This is a genomic window from Xanthomonas sp. NCPPB 3959 (assembly GCF_056675575.1).
Genome location: NZ_JBWWVR010000012.1, coordinates 59,188 through 78,115, shown reverse-complemented (window position 1 = coordinate 78,115; position 18,928 = coordinate 59,188). Strand labels below are relative to the sequence as shown.

Below are 18,928 nucleotides of genomic sequence, written 5' to 3'. Positions count from 1 at the left end.
GGCCGCACGTCACAGCCAGGGCCGATAGCCCATTGGTACTACGCACTGTCCGCGGGCTGAACGCCGTCTTACACTTCAGCGGCGCCACCGCCGGCCGTTAATTTCGTTTAACACAGACAACGATTCCCTGTGCGTTCGATGCCCGGAACCTGCGCGCTTGCTGAAGCTGTTCATTGCGACCGCCATGGCAGGACGCCCGGCCCCTTCTCATTGCCGAAGATCATTCCTATGCGCCTCAATCCGCTCGTTCTTGCGTTGGCCATCGCCGCCGCGCCCGCTGCCGCCAATGCGGCCACCTCGATCGAAAACTGGCCGACCAAGTACACCTTCGGTGATGGCACCGAGCTGGGTCTGACCGGCAACTACGCCTACGACGACAACAACTTCTCCGGCGACGACCGCCTGGAAGACCGCACCGACTTCCGCCGCAAGGAATTCGGCGCCACCCTCAAGAAGAAGGGCGCCTACGACGCCATGGTGTATTTCGACTTCGAAGCCAAGCTGTGGCTGGACGTGTTCTTCCGCTTCGAGACCAAGGCGCTGCTGGGCCAGGATTACGGTCGCGTGCGGCTGGGCTACATGAAGGTGCCGGTGGGTCTGGAAGCGGTGCAGAGCTCGCGCGCGGGCAGCTTCATGGAACTGGGCCTGCCGGTGCAGGCGGTGTTCCAGGGCCGCCGCACCGGTGTGGAGTGGACGCTGGAGCGTCAGCAGTACCTGCTGCAGGCCGGCGCGTACGGCGGCCAGGATCTGCAGGGCGACAACCCGGGCACCACCCAGGCCGTGCATGCGGCATGGACCCCGTTCAAGGCCGAAGGCGACGTGCTGCATCTGGGCATCGCCGGCTCGGTCGAAAACCCGCGCGGTTTCAGCGACGGCCGCGGCGTGTCCTTCAGCCCGCGCGTGCGCCTGCGTGCCCGCCCGGAAGCCGGCCTGACCGACGTGCGTCTGATCGACACCGGCACCATCCTCGATGTGGACCACGTGATCCGCACCGGCGTGGAAGCGGTGTGGATCCACGGCCCGTTCTCGCTGCAGAGCGAAGCGCTGCGTGCCGAAGTGGCGCGTAATGCCGGCCAGCCGCACTTCATCGCGCAGGGCCAGTACCTCTACGGCACCTGGTCGCTGACCGGCGAGTCGCGCACCTATGCCGGCGGCGTCCCGGGCAATATCAAGCCGGCGCACGACTACGGCGCGGTCGAGCTGACCGCCCGTTACAGCCGTCTGAATCTGGAAGACAACAACGTCCACGGCGGCCGCCAGCACGACACCACCATCGGTGCCAACTGGTACCTCACCAGCCACTTCAAGATGCAGGCCAACTACAGCTGGGTGGATTCCTCGCGCAATGGCGTGCATGAGACCCCGCACGTGATGGAACTGCGTGCGCAGGTGCAGTTTTAAGCGCCGTTGAGCAGAGGCAACGCGGGCCTGGTTAGGGCCGCGCGTTGCCTTGGTTGGCCGCTTCAACGCAGTGATGCTGTAACGCACACCAGCGTGTGTGCCTATGCGGCCGCATCCTTCCCAGGCTGCGGCCGTAGTCGTTTGTCGGGGGCTTGTTTGGTGATCATGCGCGGCGGTCGTGGGTGCGGATATCCGCGGCGATAGCTGCACGATGTACCAGCGCACCGCCATACTTGCCGCATGTACGCCTCGCAACGCCGCCGCCTGCTCTTCACGCTGTCCATCGTATTGGGCGGCATGTTGGTGGCCATGTTCGCGGCCGGGCATTTTGTCGAGCAGAACGCCTTGCGCGACGAAAGCGCCACCGTGCGGCGTCAGCTGCGGCTGTATGCCCAGGCCTTGCAGCAGCGTATCGATCGTTATCGCACCTTGCCGCAGATTCTGGCGCTGGACCCGGAGCTGCGCGCTGCGGTGTCCGGGCCGTTGTCGGCCGCGCAGGTGGAACAGCTCAACGACAAACTCGAACGCGCCAACAACGTCACCCAATCGTCCACGCTGACGGTGATCGACCGCAGTGGTATCGCGTTGGCGGCCAGCAACTGGCGCGCGCCGCGCAGCAATGTGGGCGTGGACTACGCGTTCCGCCCTTATTACCAGCAGGCACTGGCCACCGGCAGCGGCAGCTTCTACGGCATCGGCATGACCACCAGCGAGCCAGGGTATTTCCTCTCGCAGGCCATCGTCGACTCTGCCGGCCAGGTGCAGGGCGTGGTGGTGATCAAGATCGCGCTGGCCGCACTGGAACGCGAATGGCTGCAGACCCCGGACATCGTGCTGGCCTCCGATGCGCACGACGTGGTGTTTCTGGCCAGCCGCCCCGAGTGGCGCTATCGCATGCTGGCACCGTTGAGCCTGCGCGATCGCAGCGAATTGCAGAGCACCCGCCAGTACGCCGACCAGGGATTGCTGCCGTTGCAGCGCCGGCTGATCGAGCAGACCGGCAACGGTGGCGTATTGGCCGAGGTGCGCGAGCCAGTGCTCGCCGGCCCGGTGCTGTGGCAGACCCTGGAAGTGCCCGAAAGCGGCTGGCGCCTGCATCTGCTGCACGACACCCGCGCCAGCGCGGCGGCCGGCCGCGCCGCTGCGATTGCCGCCGCCGGTGCATGGCTGGCACTGGCCTTGCTGTGGTTGTTCGTGCAGCAACGGCGGCGGCTGGCGGCTTTGCGTCAGCGCAGCAGGGACGAACTGGAAACACTGCTGCAACAACACGCCGAAGAACTGCGCACCGCCCAGGATGGCGTGGTCACCGCCGCGCAGCAGGCCAATGCCGGCTTGAGCCGCAGCCTGGAACACCTGCCGCAAGGCGTGGTGGTGATCGACGATGCGCTCAATCTGGTGGCGTGGAATTCGCGCTATGTCGAGCTGTTCCGCTTCCCGCCCGAGTTGCTCAAGATCGGCCGCCCGATCGAAGACCTGTTCCGCTTCAACGCACGCCGCGGCCTGCTCGGTCCCGGACCGATCGAAGCGGCGATCGAGCGTCGCTTGAACCACTTGCGCAGCGGCAAACCGCATATGCGCGAGAGCGAGAAGGAAGACGGCACGGTGCTGGAAATCCGCGGCAATCCGCTGCCCGATGGCGGCTTCGTCACCAGTTACGCCGACATCACCAGCTACAAGAACGCCGCGCGCGAACTGCGCTCGTTGGCCGACGCGCTGGAACACCGCGTGGCCGAACGCACCCGCGATCTGGCCGCCGCCAAGCGCGAGGCCGAGAGCGCCAATCGCTACAAGACCCGCTTCGTCGCCTCGGCCGTGCACGACCTGCTGCAGCCGCTCAACGCCGCGCGCATGTTCGTCTCGGTGTTGCGCGGGCAAGTGCGCGAGACCGGCAGCGCGCGCGTGGTCGACAACATCGAAGGCGCGCTGGCCGCGCAGGACGCCATCCTCAACAGCCTGCTGGACATCTCGCGCCTGGAAGCGGGCAGCCTGAAAACCCAGGTGCGCGATTTCGCCATTGCCCCGCTGCTGGAAACGCTGGCACGCGAGTTCGGGATCCTGGCCGAAGACCGCGGCCTGGTGCTGGATTGGGTGCCCACCTCGGCGGTGGTGTTGAGCGATGAAAACCTGCTGCGGCGCATCCTGCAGAACTTTCTCTCCAATGCCATCCGCTACACCCCGCGTGGGCGGGTGCTGATCGGCTGTCGTCGCCGTGGCGGCTGGCTGCGCATCGAAGTGCACGATCAAGGACCCGGCATTCCCGAAACACTGCAGCATGAAATCTTCGAAGAATTCCGCCGCCTGGACGACGGCGTCGCCAACGATCGCGGCGCCGGTCTGGGGCTTGCCATCGTCGAGCGCATCGGCCGCCTGCTCGGTCACCGCATCGGCCTGCATTCCACGCTGGGGAGCGGCAGCGTATTTTCGGTAACGCTGCCGCTGGGCGAGCGTGCCGCCATCGCCAAGCAATTGCCGCCGCCCACCACCACTGCAGAAAACGCCAACGACCCGATTCTGCACGGCTGCCGCGTCTGGTGCGTGGACGACGAGCCACGCGTGTGCGAAGCCACGCGCGTCCTGCTCGAACGCTGGGAATGCCGGGTGGATTTTGCCGGTGGCCCCGACGATGCATTGGCCGCCGCCAACGCCGACGAGGTGCCGGAACTGCTGTTGCTGGACGTGCGCATGGGCGAGCACTACGGCCCCATCTTGCTGCCACAGTTGGTGCAACGCTGGCAACGCGAACCGCGCGTAATTTTAGTCACCGCAGAACCCGATCCCGCGCTGCGCGAGCATGCGCTGGACCTGGGCTGGGGATTGTTGTCCAAGCCAGTGCGCCCGCCGGCACTGCGTGCGCTGGTGACACAGATGTTACTGCGGCGTGGGTGATGCTGCACGTGGCCACACATGCCACGTTCGGATCGTGCAGCACGGCTTCGTGATCGCTGGTGCAGCGACTCATAATCTGCTCGACCATTGCAGCCTGCCCCCGAAAGCTGGAAATGCGATGTTCAAGACAACGCTACCGCTGCTGATGTCACTGCTCTTTGCGAGCTGCGCAGGGGGATTTCCAGCGCAGGCGGAAACGTCCTCCGGCGTCACGCAGCCAGCGTCGCCATCGCGCGCGACCATGGATCCCTACACGGTCAATAAATTGAATGCCGTGCTGGATCAGGCCTCAAACCATAGGGGATTAAGCCCGGGCCACCTGATCGACGCGATCTCGGCAGAATTTCTAGGCACGCCCTACCGCGACCATGTCTTGCAGGGCTCGGCCACCACGCCAGAGAAACTGATCATCGACTTCACCGGATTGGACTGCTTCACTTATCTGGATTACGTCGAGGCGGCGCGAAAGTCCTACTCACAGCAGGATTTCGTCAATCACCTGGTACTTACCCGCTACGTCGAGGGCATTGTCAGCTTTACCCATCGCAAGCATTTCTTCACCGATTGGGCCAACAGACCGTACGAGCTCGCCACCGATATCACCGCAGTGGTCAGCCCCAATACTGTCAGCGTCACCAAAGCGCTCAACCGAAAAGCCGACGGCAGCAATTATCTTCCAGGACTGCCGGTAGTTGACCGGACCATCACTTACATTCCCACCGAACGCGTCGACAGCACGGTTGTCAGCCGGTTGCGTACCGGTGACTACATCGGCATCTACACGCCCCTGGCCGGGCTGGACGTCACCCACGTCGGGTTTTTCATCATGACCGACAAGGGTCCGATGCTACGCAACGCCTCGTCCCGCAAGGAAAACATGAAAGTCGTGGACTCTCCGTTCATGGAGTATGTCGCGAGAACACCGGGCATCATTGTCTATCGGGCCAAGAAGTAACCACGCACCACTGCCAGGCTCGATAAGCGCCAGCGCCCGGCGGCATCTCTGGCCGCAGCTGGCGCACGCGCCGCGCCTGCCGCATCGACGCGCGTGGGAGCCGAGCACCGCTGCAGTGCGTGCTGATGTTCAACCTGCATCAGTCGATGAGAAAGCAGCAATTATCAACATCGGCCATCTCCACCAGAATCGATCGCCTCAGATGTTCCGCACATGCATACCTGTCGTGGAGGGCGATTTATGCAGACTTCCAGCCTTGAGGCAAAGGGGCAGTCGAAACTGGGAATGGTGCTGAGGGTGACCTCGGGCAACTTTCTTGAGCAGTTCGACTTTTTCCTGTTCGGTTTCTACGCAACGCAGATCGCCGCGGTGTTCTTCCCGGCAAACAACGAATTCGCTTCGTTGATGATGACTTTCGCGGTGTTTGGCGCAGGCTTTCTGATGCGTCCACTGGGTGCAGTGATCCTGGGCGCGTATATCGATGATGTGGGCCGCCGCAAGGGCCTGATCGTCACCCTGGCAATCATGGCCAGCGGCACCGTCCTGATCGTGCTGGTGCCCGGCTATGCCAGCATCGGTTTGTGGGCGCCGGCCTTGGTATTGCTCGGGCGGTTGCTGCAAGGCTTTTCGGCGGGTGCCGAAATGGGCGGCGTGTCGGTGTATCTGGCCGAGATGGCGACGCCGGGGCGGCGCGGCTTCTATGCGAGTTGGCAATCGGCCAGCCAGCAGGTGGCCATCGTCGCTGCGGCAGCCATCGGGTATGCGCTCAACCAGCTCATGGCGCCGCAGGATCTGGCGCAATGGGGCTGGCGGATTCCCTTTGCCATCGGTTGCGTCATCATCCCCTTCATCTTCTTGCTGCGACGCAGCCTGGAAGAGACTGCGGCGTTCGCGCAGCGCACGCAGCGCGTCACGATGCAGCAGGTGATGCGCGGGCTGGCCAACAATGCCGGCACCGTGATCGCCGGCGGGTTGATGGTGGCGCTGACCACGACCGCGTTTTATCTGATCACCGTCTACGCACCGACCTTCGGCAAGAGCGTGCTCAAACTCAGCACCGGCGACGCATTGATCGTGACGCTGCTGGTCGGCATCTCCAACTTCATCTGGCTGCCGATCGGCGGTGCGCTCAGCGACCGGTTCGGCCGCAAACCGCTGCTGGTGACCATGGCGGTGGTGTGCTTACTGAGCGCGTATCCGGTACTCGCGTTCCTGGCCGCCGCACCGAGTTTTGCGCACATGTTGCAGGCGCTGCTGTGGCTGTCCTTCATCTACGGCATCTACAACGGCGCCATGATTCCTGCGCTCACCGAGCTCATGCCGGCGCATGTACGGGTGGCGGGATTTTCGCTCGCCTACAGCCTGGCCACGGCGGTCTTTGGCGGCTTTACGCCGGTGATGTCCACCTGGTTGATCCATGTCACCGGCGACAAGGCCGCCCCTGGCTACTGGCTGGTGTTTGCGTCCGTGTGCGCGCTGTTGGCAACGCTGTTTCTCTACCGACGCCATGGCAACGCAGCGACAGCGACCGGCCTCGATGCTGCTGCGGGAGCGGCGAAATGATACGGGCCGTGTGGAAAAAATGGCTGGGTGCAGTTGTCGCCATTGCCCTGCTGCCGCCTACCGCAGGCGCGCAGGATCTGACCGTGATGACCTCGGGCGGCTTCACTGCCGCCTTCGAATGCCTGGCGCCGCAGTACAGCACGCAGACCGGCACGACGCTCGAGACGCTGCACGGCCCTTCGATGGGCCAGACGCCGCAATCCATTCCCAGCCGGCTCGCCCGCGGCGAGCATGCCGATGTGGTGATCATGGTGGGCAGTGCGCTGCAGAAGCTGATCGATGCAGGAGTGGTGGACCCCGCATCGCGGGTGGAGCTGGCCGATTCCAGGATCGGCATGGTGGTGCGCAGCGGCGCACGCAAGCCGAAGATCGGCAACGTCGCACAGTTCAAGAAGGCGTTGCTGCAGGCCGATTCCGTCGCCTACTCCGACAGCGCCAGTGGCGTCTACATCGAGACCACGCTGTTCAAGCGGCTGCAGATCGAAGGCCCGATGATGGCCAAGAGCCGCAAGATCGAGCGCATCCCGGTGGGCGCGGTGGTGGCCAACAACAGCTACCAGCTCGGCTTTCAGCAAGTGGCCGAACTGCTTCCGGTGGCAGGCGTGGATTTTGTCGGCAAGATCCCCGAGCCGCTGCAGTCGGTCACGCGCTATGCGGCGGGTGTGCCGGTCACTGCGGCGCATCCGCAAGCGGCCAAGCGCCTGCTTGCCTACCTGCAGTCGCGTGAGGCGCAAGCGGTCGCGCGTGCGACCGGGCTGGATCCGGTCTCACCGTGAGCGCGCGGGCATCCGTCGCACCAGTGCAGCCAGTTCTAGCGCGGCAGGTGTCAGCGTGCGTCCACGGCGTTTGAGCATCCCGACATTACGCACCACCTCCGGTTCGACCAGCGGCACCGCCGCCAGCAACGGATGCGGGCTGGACGGCATTGCGATCGAAGGAACCGCGGCAATGCCGACGCCTGCTTCCACCAGCCCCAGCAAGGTGGTGACATGGCGGGTTTCGCAGATGCTCGGCTGCTCAGGCGTAAAGGCAGACAGCGCCCGATCGAGCACCAGCCGATTGCCCGAAGTCTTGTCCAGCGTGATGTAGTCGTGGCCATAAGCCTCCTGCCAGCTGACCTGTTCGCGCCGGGACAAGGGATGGTCGTGGCGGCATGCGATTACATAGCGCTCCTGCAGCAACGGCTCGAACTCGACTTCCGGTGCTAGGTTGCCGCTGAAGCTGACGCCGAAATCCGCTTCGCCGGAGGCCACTGCCGCACTGACATGACTGGCGCTGCCGTCGAACAGTCGGATGCGGATTTTCGGAAACAGCTGATGCAGCCCGTGAATCGCCTGCGGCATGAAGTAGTACGCCGCAGACGGCACGCACGCCACGGTCACCGTGCCCATCCTGCTCGATCCGGCATCGCCGATGCTCATCAACGCCAGATCCAGATCGTCGAGCATGCGCTCGACCTGCGGCATGAAAGCCTGGCCGACCGTGGTGAGCGCCACCTTGCGCGTCGTACGCTCGAACAACTTGACGTTCAACGCCGACTCGAGTTTGTCGATCCTGCGGCTGAGCGCCGGCTGCGTGATCCGTATCTGTTCGGCGGCGCGGCGAAAGCTGCCGTTTTCGGCAACCGCGCGGAATGCCTGTAGATCGTTGAGGTCGAATTTGATGGTCACGGGGCCGCAGCTGCGATGTTCGATGGCGGTCGGCATAGCATAGACAGTTGCCTGCTTTGCTGCGCGAGCATGACCGGGCAGACGCATCGCGCACGGCTTGCAGCGTGCGTGCAGAACGTCGTCGAGCTAGGCGTCCACACGCTGCTGAGCACAGCGACCGCCTGCACTCGCATCGCAGTGCTCCGGCAGCGTAACGATGCTGCCAGGGCGTGCAGTCGCATGCTCGCAGCAGAGCGGTATGCCGGACGCCGTGGCGCCCGCGCCTGCTAGAATATCGATAATGATTCCCATTTGATCGTCACTTTCGCCCCGGCTTGCGTGTCTTGCACGCGTGCCGCCGCGTTTTGGAGTTCCTTGCCTGATGAAATCTCCCGTCTCCGCATCGGCCGGTATGCCGCTGCTTGCCTCGCTCTGCCTGCTCGCCTCTGCCACCGCGTCCGCACAATCGGATGTCACCGATACGCTGGATACGGTGGTGGTTGCCGCCTCGCGCTCCAACATGACCGTGGCCGAGTCGCCGCAGACGGTGCTGATCATCGACAAGGCGCAGATCCAGCAACAGCTGACGATCTCCAGCAACTCTTCCGACGTGCTCGCCAACCTGATTCCCTCGTACACGCCCAGCCGCGGCAAGATGAATGGCAGCGGCGAAACGCTGCGCGGGCGCACGCCGTTGATCCTGATCGACGGCGTGCCGCAGTCCAATCCGATCCGCCCCACCGGGCGCGAAGCGCACACCATCGACTATGCGATGGTCGAGCGGATCGAAGTGATCCAGGGCGCCAACGCGATCAACGGCCTGGGCGCCACCGGCGGCACCATCAACATCATCACCCGGCGTCCGCAGGACGGTGAGCTCAACCAGCACGTCGATGTGCAGGCCACCGCGCCCACCTCGGAAACGCGTGCAGAAACCGCAAGCGTTGAGACCCGCTACCGCGTGGACGGCCGCACGGACAAGCTCGATTACCTGTTCTCGGCCAGCTACAGCGATCAAGGACTGTATGTGGACGGACAAGGCCGGCCGATCGGTGCCGACAACACCCAGGGCGACCTGATGACCTCCAAGAGCTACGACGTACTGGCCAAGCTCGGCTACGCGCTCACCGATGCGCAGCGCCTGAGCGTGAGCGTCAACCGCTACCGCATCAAGAATGACAACGACTACATCGGTATCGCCGGCAACCGTGCGCAAGGCCTGCCCACCACCTCGGTGCGCGGCACCCCGCAAGGCACCGCGCCGTGGAACGACGTGCTGACCTCCAGCCTGTCGTACACCCATGACGATCTGGCCGGCATGCAGCTGAGCGCGATGGTGTTCAACCAGGAATTCGAAGGGTTGTTCGGTGCCGACAACTCGTCCACGTTTCAGGACCCGCGTATCGCACCGGTTGGCACGCTGTACGACCAATCGCGTTCGGTCGCCTCCAAGTGGGGCAGCAAGATCAGCCTGACCAAGGACGATCTGCTCGACGGCCGGCTCAAGCTCACCGGCGGCGTCGACCTGCTGGCAGATACCGGCAAGCAGGATCTCTACGGCACCGGGCGCACCTACGTGCCCGAGTCGGACTATCGCAATCTGTCGCTGTTCGTGCAGGGCGAATACAAGCTGCTGCCCACGCTCACCTTGCACGCCGGCGTGCGCCGCGAAGAAGCCGAGTTGAAGATCGACAGCTATCAGACGCTGTGGCGCTACAACCGGGTCGATGTCGAAGGCGGCACGCTCGACTTCAACCAGACCCTCTACAACGCTGGCCTGGTCTACACGCCGATCGAAGGCGTGAGCTTTTTCACCAGCTATTCCGAAGGCTTCGGCATGCCGGACGTGGGCCGCGTGCTGCGCGCGATCAATACGCCGGGCACGCGCGTGGCCAACCTGAGCACGCTGGAACCGATCCTGACCAAGAGCGTGGAAGCCGGCACCCGCCTAACGCGCGGCGCCTTCGATGCGGACCTGAGCTACTTCCAGTCCAACTCGGATCTGGGCACGCGCGTGGTTCCGATCAATGGCGCCTTCATGATGAGCCGCGAGAAAACCCGCGTGCAGGGTGTGGACGCCAGCCTGGGGTATCGCCTGGATGCGGCGCATCGCCTGCGCCTGTCGTACGCGTACACGCGTGGCCGCTACGACAGCGACAACGATGGGCAGCTGGATGCACGCCTGGATGGCCTCAACGTGGCGCCCAATCGCGTGATCGCCTCGTGGTCGGCGCAATGGACGCTGAAGTTCTCCTCGTTCGTGCAGGCCCAGCATGCCTTCAGCCAATCCTTCGACGAGGCCGACAAGCGCTTCAGCGGCTACACGCTGGTGGATGCGACCTTCAACTACGCGTTGCCGCGCGGTGCGGTGCGCATGGGTGTGTCCAATCTGTTCGACAAGCAGTACATCACCTACTACTCGCAATCGGCCCTGGTCGAACCGCTGCGCTACTTCGCCGGCCGTGGCCGTACGTTTACGCTGGGGTATTCGCTGAATTTTTAATCGCGCAGGTCGATCATCTGGGTGCACGCTTGCGCGCGGTAGGTCTGCGCAAGCGTGCTGCCGCGAACGCGGTGAATGCGTGGCCGCTCCAGAGGCGCGACTGAAGCGATCCGCTCAGCCCTCGCCTTCCGGCTCCAATGCCTTGACCAGTACCGCCGCCTGCGTGCGGCTGTAGCAATCCAGCTTTTTCAGGATCGCGGTGACGTGCACCTTGACGGTGTTTTCCGCCAGTCCAAGTTCGTGTGCGATCTGCTTGTTGAGCAGGCCGTCGGCCAGGCTCAGCAAGACGCGGAACTGTTGCGGGGTGAGCTGGGCGAGTTTGGAGGCCAGTTGCGCGTCGGCCTCCGAGCGCTCGGCGGTCATCGGCGGGAACCAGGTGCCGCCCTCCAGCACGCTGGCCACCGCGGTGCCGATCGATTCGGCCGGGGTGGATTTGGGAATGAAACCGGCCGCGCCGAATTGCTGCGCGCGCCGGATCACGCGCGGGTGATCGTTGGAGGAGATCACCACCACCGGGATGTCCGGGTGCTCGCCACGCACGTGCAACAGCGCCGAGAAGCCGCGTGCGCCCGGCATAGCCAGGTCCAGTAGCACCAGCTCGGCTTGCGGGTGCGAGCGCAGCATCGCGCTCAGCGTGGCGGCGCTGGAGGCTTCCACCACATCGGCCTGCGGCAAGGTCTGCTGCAGCACGTGGATCACGGCGGCACGGAACAGCGGGTGGTCGTCGGCGACGAGGATGGTGAGATCGGCCATGCGCCAAGTCTGGCACATGGACGTGTCTGTTTCCGTCCCCGAGCGTCCACCACCCCGGCGGCGCGCGTGTCAGGGCGGCGCGCCGCCGGGGGCGCATGCGTGGCGACCGCCGATTCCAGCTCCCGCACATGCACCCCTGGCGGTCACGCAGCGCGTATCGCCGCTCGTTATTGCTCGCGCTAGCGCGGCGGCTGCGTGCTGGCGCGCCAGGCGTCCAGAAACTGCCGGCGCTTGAGTTTGTCCAGATACACCAGCAGGCCGGGCCCCAGCGGGATCGGGCGGAACGGCGGTTGCGCCGAGCCGCCACGGCCACCGGCGGCCGGCAGGATCGGCATCAATCGCGCCTCGCGCGAGAGCACCTGCTGGCCGCGTGGCGAGAGCAGATAGTCGAGGAATCTGCGTGCCTCGGGCGCATGCGGCGCGGTCTTGGGGATCACTGCGGTGCGCAGCGCCACCAGCGTGTAGTCCTGCGGCTGCACGATGCCCAGCGGCGCGCCGGCATCGATGCGCGTCTGCGCGTACGAGCCCAGTACGTTGTAGGCCAGCAGGAGCTCGCCGCGGCTGACGCGGTCGAGCAAGGTGCCGGTGCGTTCTTCCAGCCTGACCTGGTTCGCGCCCAACGCGGCCAGCAGCGCGCCGGCGATACTGCCGACCTGCCCGTCCTGGGTGGCGAACAGATAGCCCACGCCGCTGCGCTCGACATCGTAGGTACCCACCCGGCCGCGCAGCGGCGCATCGGGCGCGCGCAACAGGGCCAGCAGCTGTCTGCGCGTGCGCGGTACGCGTGCGGCGGCCAGTTTGCGCGTGTTGTAGACGATGGCCACCGGCTCGTAGCTGATGCCGAACACCTCGTGCCGCCACTGCGCCCACGCCGGCAGCGCTTCGGTCTGTGCGGAGCGGTGCGCGAGCGCGTGACCATCGTTCACCAGCTTGGTCTGCAGATCCATGCTGGCGCTGATCAGCATGTCGGCGGCGGGTGTGGCCTTGCCCGGATGCAGATAGCGCGCATAGATGTCCCAGGCGATCACGTCTTCGTAGATCACCTCGGTGCCCGGATGCAGGCGCTGGTAGTCCTGGATGACCGCGCCGAACACTTCCAGATCGGTGGAGCCCTGCACGCGCAATTGCGCCTGCATCGGCCCCTGCGCGGGAAACCGCCGTACATCGCCGGGCGCGGCGCAGGCGATGCCATGTGCCAGCAACACCACCATCAGCAACAGCACGCGCATCAGCGTGTCCCTCCAGGAAAATGCAACGAGGCGATCAGCCCGCCGCCGACGCGGTTGGCCAGATCGATGCGCCCGCCATGCGCCTCGACCACGCGTTTGACGATCGCCAGCCCCAGCCCCGCACCGCCGGCCGGCGCATCCGGCCCGCGCGCGAAACGCTCGAACACGCGCTCGGCTTCGGCTGCTGGAATGCCGGGGCCGTGATCGGCGATGGTGATGACGTGGTGGCTGCCATCGCTGGTAAGCGCCACCTGCAATGGCGCGCCGCCACCGTACTTGCAGGCGTTGTCGATCAGGTTCTTGAGCGCCTCGCGCAACAGCAAGGCATCGCCATGCAACAGCGCCGGTTGCGGGTCGATCGCCAGGTGCACGCGCGGCGCACTGTCGCTACGCGGTAGCGCTTCGTGCAAGGCCTGGTGCAAGACCTCGGCCAGATCCACGGTGGCAAAGCGCTGCAGATTGGCGCGATGGATCACGCTGGCATCGCTGAGCAATTGATTGAGCAGCCGGCTCATATGGCTGGCATTGCGCTCGATCGCCACCAGGCTGCGCTGCATCTCGCGCGGGTCGTCGTCGTCCATCGCCAGCTGCGCCTGCGCGCGTAATGCAGCCAGGGGCGTGCGCATCTGGTGCGCGGCTTCGGCCATGAACGCGCGCAAGGTTTCGTTGCTGGACGACAGCCGCGCCATGAAGCGATTGAGTGCTGTCACCATCAACTGCATTTCCTGCGGTGCCGGCACGCTCAGCGGTTTCAGATCGGAGGGCTCGCGCCGCGACAGATCGCGCTCGATGCGCTGCAGCGGGCGCAACGCGCGATACACGCCCAGCCACACCAGGCCCAACGCTAGCAGCGACAGCACGCCGATCGCCACCAAGGCATTGAGCACCACATCGCGCGCCAGCGCATCGCGCGCGCGCCGGGTCTGGCCCACTTGCACGCGCACTTCGCCCTGCCCGGACGCCGATGCCACCCGATGCATCACCACCGCAAAGCGCACCGGCTCGCCGCTGTAGTCGGCGTCGAACAACAGCGGGCGCTCGTCGCTGGGCGGGCGTGGCGGCAGCGGCAAATTCTCTTCGCCGGTGATGGTGCGACCTTGCGCATCGAACACGCGATAGAACACGCGGTCTTCCGGCGCCATGCCGAGCAGATCCAGCGAGGCATATGGCAGATCCACCTGCCAGTCGCCGCCGACCAAGGCCACGCTGTCGATGATCGACAGTGCCGAGGACACCAGCAGATGGTCGTAGGAGCGATTGGCCGCACGCTCGCCGTAATCGCGTGCGGCAAAAAACAGCACCACCGCGCCGAGCAGCGACAGGCTGCCCAGATACAGCAGCAAGGTGCGCCGGATCGACGGCGCCACCGTCAGCGGCTCAGCCATCGACACCCGGCTCCACCGGCGCGTGCGGGTCGGCTTCTTCGAGTTTGTAGCCGGCACCGCGTACGGTGACGATGCGCAACGGCGCCCCCGCCAGCTTGCGCCGCAGGCGGCCGACATACAGCTCGATCGCATTGGGCCCGGCATCGTCGTCGAAACCGAACAAACCGTTGCCGATCTCGTCCTTGCCCACCACCTGCCCCAGCCGCCCGATCAGGATTTCGAACAAGCGGTATTCGCGATTCGGTAACTCGATCGGCACCCCGTCCAGCAGTAGCGTGTGCGCGGCGTTGTCGAACACGAAACCGCCGATCTGCACCACTTCGCTGGCCTGACCGCGATTACGCCGCAGCAGCACGCGACAGCGCGCTTCGAACTCGCGGAAGTCGAACGGCTTGCCCAGGTAATCGTCCGCGCCGACATCCAGTGCCTGCACGCGGTCTTCGATGCCATCGCGCGCGGTGAGCATCAGCACCGGTGTGGTATCGCCGCGCTCGCGCATGCCGGCCAGCACCCGCAATCCATCCAGCTTGGGCAAGCCGATATCCAGCACCACCAGATCGAAGCTCTGATAGCGCAACACACTCGCCGCCGCCAGGCCATCGGCCTGCCAATCCACCGCATGCCCGCTACGGCGCATGCGCCGCACGATGGCATCGGCGAGGTCGGCGTTGTCTTCGACTAGCAGCAGGCGCATGGGCGGGGATTGGGGAGGCGGGATTGGGGATTCGCAACGGCGGTTGGCCGCGGCCGGAAGGTAACAGGCCGCGCAAACAAAAGCTTGCCGCTGTTGCGATTCAGGTTTTGCCAATCCCCAATCCCGACTCCCCAATCCCCTCCCCAACGACAGGTCCATGACAGCTTCGCCGGACTAGGCTGCTGCCAACGCGCCGCAGAGTGGTTGTGCGGTGCATCGCTGAACATGATTCACACATGTACCTGGGAGGGTCTGTGAGCAACGACACCTTGCGTCTGCGCGTCTTTACCGCCTGCGCCGCGATCTGCCTGGCACCGGCTGCCCGCGCGGCCGATGGCGACGGCCCGGTCACCGCCGAGGTGGGTGGGCGCGTGCACTGGGACTTCACCATGTTCGACAATGACGAACGCGGCACGCCCGAGCGCAACGACACCCAGTTCCGCCGCGTGTGGCTGGATGTGGCGGGCAAGTTCTACGGTTTCAATTACAAGGCCGAAGCGGAATTTGCCGGCCTGCAATACGAATCCGGCAGCCGCGGCATCCTGGCGCGCGATGTGTATATCGCCAAGAAGTTTTCCGCCGGTACGCTGACCGTGGGTCAGTTCAAACAGTACTTCTCGCTGGACGATCGCACCGGTTCCAACTACGGCCCGTTTCTGGAACGCGGCTATGCCTCCACCACGCTGGCGCCGATCTATCGCAAGGCGATTTCGTGGCAGGCCAATCGCCCCGATGCGACCTGGTCAACGGCGGCCTACAGCCTGGAAAGCATCGACAATTCGTCCACCAAGGGCGGTGCGCTCGGCACGCGCCTGACCTTCGCACCGGAGATGGGCGAGGCGCGGCTGCGCCACCTGGGTGTGTCGCTGGCGCACGAGCGCTATTCGCATCCGGGCAGCGGCGGTGCGGCGCCGTTGCTGATCCGTCCACGTCCGGAGAACGATCTGGCCAACAACAGCCGCATTACGCTGGCGCGCTTTGCCGATGGCCGCGACACCGATTTCGACAAATGGTCGCTGGAATACGCCGAAGTGCTGGGCCCGTGGTCGTGGCAGAGCGAATTCAGCGGCGGCCTGCTCGACGATGGCGGACAACATGCCAAGGTGTTGGCCAGCTACGGCCTGGTCAGCTGGTTCGTCACCGGCGAGTCGCGCGGCTACGACCGCAAGACCGGGCGTTTCAGCCGCATCAAGACGCCCAATCGCCCGTCCGGCGCATTCGAGCTGGCCTTGCGCTACGACTACATGCGCGGCGACCAGCACATGGATGGCCAACCCAATTTCATCGATGCCAGCACGCAGTCGTGGACGCTGGGCGGCAACTGGTATTTCAAGCCGAACCTGCGCGTGATGCTCAACGTGATCGACAGCCGCAACCGCGACCGCATGGTCGATGCGGTGGTCGATCACACGCTGGCAGTGACCGGCCGTTTTCAATACGACTTCTGATGTGTCGTTCGTGACCGCGCCAGATTTCAGGCAACTGCAAACGCGTCATCGCTTCCGCGCTGCATGCGCACGCTCCACCCTCTCCCTGTTGCACGTCTCAAAGGATTTTCCCGCATGCTGACCGCGCTCGGTTTCGGAATGGTGATCACCTTCATGTACCTGATCATGAGCAAGCGGTTGTCGCCGCTGGTGGCTCTGATCACGGTGCCGATCGTGTTCGCGTTGCTGGGCGGCTTCGGCACCGGCATCAACGAGATGATGCTCGACGGCATCAAGAAGATCGCGCCCACCGGCGTGATGCTGATGTTCGCCATCCTCTACTTCGGGGTGATGATCGATGCCGGGCTATTCGATCCGCTGGTCGGGCGCATCCTGCGCCTGGTCAAGGGCGACCCGCTGAAGATCGTGATGGGCACGGCGATCCTGGCGATGCTGATCTCGCTCGATGGCGATGGCTCCACCACCTACATGATCACCGTGTCGGCGATGCTGCCGCTGTATCAGCGCCTGGGCATGAACGCGCTCAACCTCACCTGCGTGACTATCCTGGCCAGCGGTGTGATGAATCTGACCCCGTGGGGCGGCCCCACTGCACGCGCCGCTACCGCCTTGCATGTGGATCCGGCCGATGTGTTCGTGCCGCTGGTCCCGGCGATGGCGATGGCAATCGCCGGCATCATCGCGCTGGCCTGGCTGTTGGGCATGCGCGAACGTCGCCGCCTGGGCGTGGTGCGTTTGCCGGCCGACGGCAACTGGCTGGACACCAGCCTGCCCGAGGAAAACGACGCGTTGCCGCGCGTGGAAGACACCGAGGACATGAAGCGGCCCAAGCTGCTGTGGGTGAACCTGATCCTGACCCTGGCGCTGATGGCAGCACTGGTGGTCGGCGTGCTGCCGATGCCGGTGCTGTTCATGATCGGCTTTGCGCTGGCGCTGATGATCAACTACCCCAACCTGGCCGAGCAGCGCCGCCGGCTGGTCAATCACGCCGGCAATGTGCTGTCGGTGGTGTCGCTGATTTTTGCCGCCGGCATCTTCACCGGCATCCTGTCCAACACCGGCATGGTCGAAGCGATGTCGCGCAGCTTCCTGGCGGTGATCCCGGATAGCTGGGGCCCGTATCTAGCGGTGATCACCGCAATCGTCAGCATGCCGTTTACGTTCTTCATGTCCAACGACGCGTTCTACTTCGGCGTGCTGCCGATCCTGTCCGAAGCGGCCGGCCACTACGGCATCACCCCGGTGGAAATGGCCCGCGCCTCGCTCGCCGGTCAACCGGTGCATCTGCTCAGCCCGTTGGTGCCTTCGACCTATCTGCTGGTCGGCCTGGCCAAGGTGGATTTTGCCGACCATCAACGCTTCACGCTGAAGTGGGCGGTGTTGATTTCGATGCTGATGTTGGCGGGCGGCTTGTTGTTTGGCTTGTTTCCGTTGGCGCGCTGATCAGCGCAGGGATTCGGCATTCGGGATTGGGGATTCGCTAAAGCCAGAGCGAACCAATGCCCGCTGTTGCGAATCCCATCATCCCCAATCCCGAATCCCAACTCCGAAGGAGTTACACCAATGACACTTCGCATCGCATACGTCACCAGCGGCATGGGCAGTGTGGGCACCGCGATCTGCCAGAAGCTGGCGCGCAGCGGGCATACCGTGGTCGCCGGTTGCGGACCCAATTCACCGCGCAAGACCTCGTGGTTGCGTGAGCAGCGCGAACAAGGCTTCGAGTTCGTTGCCTCCGAGGGCAATGCCGCCGATTGGGATTCCACCGTGGCCGCGTTCGCCAAGGTCAAGGCCGAGGTCGGCGAGATCGATGTGCTGGTCAACAACGCCGGCGGTAGCCGCGACACCTTGTTCCGGCAAATGACGCGCGACGACTGGAACGCGGTGATCGCCAGCAACCTGCACTCGTTGTTCAACATCACCAAGCAGGTGGTCGATGGCATGACGTCGCGCGGCTGGGGACGCATCGTCAATATCGGCTCGGTCAGCGCGCACAAGGGCCAGATCGGGCAGATCAATTTCGCCACAGCCAAAGCGGCAATGCATGGCTTCAGTCGCGCGTTGGCGCAAGAGGTTGCCTCGCGCGGCGTCACCGTCAACACCATTTCACCGGGCTATATCGCCAGTGCCTCGATCAGCAGCTTTCCGCCCGACGTGCTCGACCGCCTGGCCACCTCGGTGCCGGTGCGCAGGCTCGGCAAACCTGCAGAGGTCGCAGGTTTGTGCGCATGGCTGGCTTCCGATGAGGCCGCCTACGTGACCGGTGCGGACTATGCCGTCAACGGCGGCCTCTACATGGGCTAAGCGAGGTCATCAAAACTACTGCGCTCACCGCCAGGTGGGCGCGGCCGGCGCACGCTACGTTTTGTCGGCCACTGTGAAGCGTCATGCCTGGCGAGTGGCAAGCACACGCTGCAGGGTGTGCGCTTGCACCGATGTGCGTGCTTGCAGTGGGTCATCAC

Annotated in this window: 14 protein-coding genes; 9 read left to right on the top strand and 5 right to left on the bottom strand. The window is 64.8% G+C overall.

The features are described from left to right. Positions 1 to 228: 228 nt before the first annotated feature. The 5 genes from AC1KVG_RS15020 (at position 229) to AC1KVG_RS15000 (ending at position 7,581) form a co-directional block, all read left to right on the top strand. Positions 229 to 1,401: an OprO/OprP family phosphate-selective porin gene (locus tag AC1KVG_RS15020; protein WP_043889421.1), complete on the top strand. Its 1,173-nt coding sequence runs from the start codon at positions 229 to 231 to the stop codon at positions 1,399 to 1,401. A gap of 240 nt (positions 1,402 to 1,641) precedes the next feature. Then, positions 1,642 to 4,287 carry a hybrid sensor histidine kinase/response regulator gene (locus AC1KVG_RS15015; protein ID WP_481094914.1) on the top strand — a complete coding sequence of 882 codons (2,646 nt, stop codon included), beginning with the start codon at positions 1,642 to 1,644 and terminating at the stop codon, positions 4,285 to 4,287. Positions 4,288 to 4,321: 34 nt separating this feature from the next. Beyond that, entirely contained in the window at positions 4,322 to 5,242 is a 921-nt protein-coding gene (locus AC1KVG_RS15010) for a DUF1460 domain-containing protein (protein ID WP_481094913.1), read from the top strand. A 213-nt stretch (positions 5,243 to 5,455) separates the two neighbouring features. Then, entirely contained in the window at positions 5,456 to 6,805 is a 1,350-nt protein-coding gene (gene tcuC / locus AC1KVG_RS15005; protein ID WP_481094912.1) for a tricarballylate/proton symporter TcuC, read from the top strand. 8 nt (positions 6,806 to 6,813) lie between these two features. Continuing rightward, on the top strand, positions 6,814 to 7,581 hold the full coding sequence (locus AC1KVG_RS15000) for a substrate-binding domain-containing protein (RefSeq protein WP_481094911.1): 768 nt from the start codon (positions 6,814 to 6,816) through the stop codon (positions 7,579 to 7,581). On the opposite strand, the gene AC1KVG_RS14995 is transcribed toward AC1KVG_RS15000, so the two are convergent. Continuing rightward, positions 7,573 to 8,475 (bottom strand): LysR family transcriptional regulator, encoded by a 903-nt coding sequence (locus AC1KVG_RS14995; protein ID WP_481094910.1) that lies wholly within the window; start codon positions 8,473 to 8,475, stop codon positions 7,573 to 7,575. The two genes, AC1KVG_RS15000 and AC1KVG_RS14995, sit on opposite strands and share 9 nt — an antisense overlap. 361 nt (positions 8,476 to 8,836) lie before the next feature. On the opposite strand from AC1KVG_RS14995, the gene AC1KVG_RS14990 reads away from it, so the two are divergent. Continuing rightward, positions 8,837 to 10,957 carry a TonB-dependent receptor gene (locus AC1KVG_RS14990; RefSeq protein ID WP_481094909.1) on the top strand — a complete coding sequence of 707 codons (2,121 nt, stop codon included), beginning with the start codon at positions 8,837 to 8,839 and terminating at the stop codon, positions 10,955 to 10,957. A gap of 114 nt (positions 10,958 to 11,071) precedes the next feature. On the opposite strand, the gene AC1KVG_RS14985 is transcribed toward AC1KVG_RS14990, so the two are convergent. From AC1KVG_RS14985 to AC1KVG_RS14970, 4 genes are all read right to left on the bottom strand, one after another. Next, positions 11,072 to 11,710: a response regulator gene (locus AC1KVG_RS14985; RefSeq protein WP_024938967.1), complete on the bottom strand. Its 639-nt coding sequence runs from the start codon at positions 11,708 to 11,710 to the stop codon at positions 11,072 to 11,074. A gap of 179 nt (positions 11,711 to 11,889) precedes the next feature. Further along, the gene (locus AC1KVG_RS14980; protein WP_046932869.1) at positions 11,890 to 12,939 is read right to left on the bottom strand and encodes an ABC transporter substrate-binding protein; all 1,050 of its coding nucleotides are present in this window, start codon (positions 12,937 to 12,939) and stop codon (positions 11,890 to 11,892) included. Continuing rightward, entirely contained in the window at positions 12,939 to 14,324 is a 1,386-nt protein-coding gene (locus AC1KVG_RS14975; RefSeq protein WP_481094908.1) for a sensor histidine kinase N-terminal domain-containing protein, read from the bottom strand. Before AC1KVG_RS14975 ends, AC1KVG_RS14980 begins: the two co-directional genes overlap by 1 nt. Next, complete coding sequence (locus AC1KVG_RS14970) at positions 14,317 to 15,018, bottom strand: response regulator (protein WP_104549768.1); 702 nt, start codon at positions 15,016 to 15,018, stop codon at positions 14,317 to 14,319. Before AC1KVG_RS14970 ends, AC1KVG_RS14975 begins: the two co-directional genes overlap by 8 nt. A 254-nt stretch (positions 15,019 to 15,272) precedes the next feature. Between AC1KVG_RS14970 and AC1KVG_RS14965 the strand changes: the two genes are divergently transcribed. The 3 genes from AC1KVG_RS14965 (at position 15,273) to phbB (ending at position 18,770) form a co-directional block, all read left to right on the top strand. Continuing rightward, the gene (locus AC1KVG_RS14965) at positions 15,273 to 16,466 is read left to right on the top strand and encodes an OprO/OprP family phosphate-selective porin (RefSeq protein WP_043889429.1); all 1,194 of its coding nucleotides are present in this window, start codon (positions 15,273 to 15,275) and stop codon (positions 16,464 to 16,466) included. Between the two features lie 114 nt (positions 16,467 to 16,580). Next, positions 16,581 to 17,909 carry a CitMHS family transporter gene (locus AC1KVG_RS14960; protein WP_115040946.1) on the top strand — a complete coding sequence of 443 codons (1,329 nt, stop codon included), beginning with the start codon at positions 16,581 to 16,583 and terminating at the stop codon, positions 17,907 to 17,909. Positions 17,910 to 18,029: 120 nt separating this feature from the next. Continuing rightward, on the top strand, positions 18,030 to 18,770 hold the full coding sequence (gene phbB, locus AC1KVG_RS14955; protein WP_023905067.1) for an acetoacetyl-CoA reductase: 741 nt from the start codon (positions 18,030 to 18,032) through the stop codon (positions 18,768 to 18,770). Positions 18,771 to 18,928: the final 158 nt, after the last annotated feature.